The following is a 2,270-nucleotide window of genomic DNA, read 5'->3' on the forward strand; positions in this document are numbered from 1 at the left end:
CATGGCACCACCACGAACGGTTGGGCGAACGCCACGCCAGCGCTTGGCACCAGCTTTACCCAGCGAACGCAGGCTGTGCTCGGAGTTCGAGACTTCGCCCAGGGTCGCACGGCATTCAGCCAGGACTTTACGCATTTCACCAGAGCGCAGACGCAGGGTCACATAGACACCTTCGCGAGCGATCAGCTGAGCCGAAGCACCAGCGGAACGAGCGATCTGAGCACCTTTGCCCGGCTTCAGTTCGATGCCGTGAATGGTGCTACCCACTGGGATGTTGCGCAGTTGCAGGGAGTTGCCTGGCTTGATTGGAGCCAGAGCGCCTGCGATCAGCTGGTCGCCAGCAACAACGCCTTTAGGGGCGATGATGTAGCGGCGCTCGCCGTCTGCGTAGCACAGCAGTGCGATGTGAGCAGTACGGTTTGGATCGTATTCGATACGCTCGACAGTGGCGACGATGCCATCTTTGTCGTTGCGACGGAAATCGACCATACGGTAATGCTGCTTATGACCACCACCTACGTGACGAGTAGTGATGCGGCCATTGTTGTTACGACCACCAGACTTCGACTTCTTCTCGAGCAGCGGTGCGTGAGGAGCGCCTTTGTGCAGCTCCTTGTTGACCACCTTGACCACGAAACGGCGGCCAGGGGAAGTCGGTTTGCATTTAACGATTGCCATGATGCACCCCTTCCTTACTCAGCACTGCTGCTGAAATCGAGATCTTGGCCTGGCTGCAGCGATACGATCGCTTTTTTCCAGTCATTACGCTTGCCCAGACCACGTGCGGTACGCTTGGTTTTACCCAGAACGTTAACGGTCGACACGTTTTCGACTTTTACGCCGAACAGGCCTTCGACAGCTTTCTTGATTTCCAGCTTGGTTGCGTCGGTAGCAACCTTGAATACGAACTGGCCTTTTTTCTCAGCCAGAACGGTAGCCTTCTCGGAAACGTGCGGGCCAAGGAGGACTTTAAATACGCGTTCCTGGTTCATCCCAGCAGCTCCTCGAATTTCTTCACGGCCGAGACAGTGACCAGCACTTTCTCGTATGCGATCAGACTGACCGGATCGGAACCTTGAACGTCACGTACGTCGACGTGCGGCAGGTTACGAGCAGCCAGGTACAGGTTCTGATCAACAGCGTCCGAAACGATTAGTACGTCGTTCAGACCCATGCCGTTCAGCTTGCTCAGCAGGTCTTTGGTTTTCGGTGCTTCAACGGAGAAGTCCTGAACCACGACCAGACGATCGGTACGCACCAGCTCAGCGAGGATGGAGCGCAGAGCTGCGCGGTACATCTTCTTGTTGAGCTTCTGCGAGTGATCCTGAGGACGAGCTGCGAAGGTCACGCCACCGCCACGCCAGATTGGACCACGAGTAGTACCGGCACGAGCGCGACCAGTACCTTTCTGACGCCATGGGCGCTTGCCGCCACCAGCAACGTCGGAACGGGTTTTCTGCTGCTTGGTGCCCTGACGGCCGCCGGCCATGTAGGCCACGACTGCTTGGTGTACCAGCGTCTCGTTGAATTCGCCACCGAAAGTCAGTTCGGAAACTTCGATCGCTTGAGCGTCATTTACATTAAGTTGCATGTCAGCTTCCCCTTAACCGCGAGCCTTGGCAGCCGGACGCACAACCACGTCACCGCCAGTAGCGCCTGGAACGGCACCCTTGACCAGCAACAGATTGCGTTCAGCGTCGACGCGCACTACTTCCAGGGACTGAACGGTCACGCGCTCGGCGCCCATATGACCGGACATTTTTTTGCCCTTGAATACACGACCAGGAGTCTGGCACTGGCCGATAGAGCCCGGGACGCGGTGGGAAACGGAGTTACCGTGGGTGTTGTCCTGACCACGGAAATTCCAGCGCTTGATGGTACCGGCGAAGCCTTTACCTTTGGACTGGCCGGTAACGTCTACCAGCTGACCTGCAGCGAAGATTTCAGCGTTGATCGAGTCGCCAGCCTGGAACTCGCCTTCTTCAAGACGGAATTCCCAGACACCGCGACCAGCGGCAACGTTCGCCTTGGCGAAGTGACCAGCCTGAGCTGCGGTCACACGCGAAGCACGACGCTCACCTACAGTGACTTGCACTGCACGGTAGCCATCGGTTTCTTCGGTTTTGAACTGGGTGACGCGATTCGGTTCGATCTCAATGACCGTGACCGGAATGGAGACACCTTCTTCGGTGAAAATACGGGTCATACCCGCTTTTCGACCGACTACACCAATAGTCATGTTGTAAACCTCATGAGTGTACGTGGCTTTC

4 protein-coding genes are annotated in these 2,270 nt (G+C 56.8%); all 4 read right to left on the minus strand.

The window, feature by feature from the left end:
• Window positions 1-678: 50S ribosomal protein L2 (rplB, locus tag ACIQUS_RS27205; protein ID WP_403054260.1), on the minus strand; the 678-nt coding region annotated here is incomplete at its 3' end.
• A gap of 14 nt (window positions 679-692) precedes the next feature.
• Window positions 693-992, minus strand: coding sequence for a 50S ribosomal protein L23 (rplW, locus tag ACIQUS_RS27210; protein ID WP_010220306.1), 300 nt, complete (start codon window positions 990-992; stop codon window positions 693-695).
• Entirely contained in the window at window positions 989-1,591 is a 603-nt protein-coding gene (rplD, locus tag ACIQUS_RS27215; protein WP_285865156.1) for a 50S ribosomal protein L4, read from the minus strand. The genes rplW and rplD overlap by 4 nt, the downstream gene beginning before the upstream one ends.
• A 12-nt stretch (window positions 1,592-1,603) precedes the next feature.
• Complete coding sequence (gene rplC, locus ACIQUS_RS27220) at window positions 1,604-2,239, minus strand: 50S ribosomal protein L3 (RefSeq protein WP_403054264.1); 636 nt, start codon at window positions 2,237-2,239, stop codon at window positions 1,604-1,606.
• Window positions 2,240-2,270: the final 31 nt, after the last annotated feature.

This window comes from Pseudomonas sp. NPDC090755, assembly GCF_044769005.1.
GTDB lineage: Bacteria > Pseudomonadota > Gammaproteobacteria > Pseudomonadales > Pseudomonadaceae > Aquipseudomonas.

What these genes read in the sequence shown, in the direction of transcription:
- rplC (WP_403054264.1), bottom strand. Translation starts at nt 2,239, where the DNA reads ATGACTATTGGTGTAGTCGGTCGAAAAGCGGGTATGACCCGTATTTTC.
- rplW (WP_010220306.1), bottom strand. Translation starts at nt 992, where the DNA reads ATGAACCAGGAACGCGTATTTAAAGTCCTCCTTGGCCCGCACGTTTCC.
- rplD (WP_285865156.1), bottom strand. Translation starts at nt 1,591, where the DNA reads ATGCAACTTAATGTAAATGACGCTCAAGCGATCGAAGTTTCCGAACTG.